Origin of the sequence: Falsihalocynthiibacter sp. S25ZX9, assembly GCF_041205405.1 — a bacterium.
GTDB classification, from domain to species: domain Bacteria; phylum Pseudomonadota; class Alphaproteobacteria; order Rhodobacterales; family Rhodobacteraceae; genus Falsihalocynthiibacter; species Falsihalocynthiibacter arcticus.
Genome location: NZ_JBGFCD010000234.1, coordinates 1 through 303, shown reverse-complemented (window position 1 = coordinate 303; position 303 = coordinate 1). Strand labels below are relative to the sequence as shown.

The 303-nt window shown below is 57.1% G+C and carries 1 protein-coding gene; it reads left to right on the top strand.

The annotated features are described in order from the left end of the window. A partial coding sequence (locus AB9F29_RS22065; RefSeq protein ID WP_369757272.1) for a biotin transporter BioY occupies positions 1-303 on the top strand: 303 nt, incomplete at both ends.

The following is a 303-nucleotide window of genomic DNA, read 5'->3' as shown; positions in this document are numbered from 1 at the left end:
ATGATCGTTGGTTTGACTTTCGGCTCCCGTCTTGGCGCTGTAACGTTGCTTGCCTACCTCGCTGAAGGCGCTTCTGGTCTGCCCGTCTTCGCGCACTGCGCTTCAACCCTCGCATTTGTTGGACCAACCGCTGGCTTCCTCGCAGGCTTCGTTGCCATGGCATTCCTTGCGGGCCTCGCCGTCGAGAAGGGCATTGCTAGAGGTTTTGTTTGCACAGCTCTTACCGCAATCGTTCTTTCCGCGTTCATCTACATTCCAGGCGTTGCTTGGGCGATGTGGATTGGCGAAGTTGCGGGCCTTGAC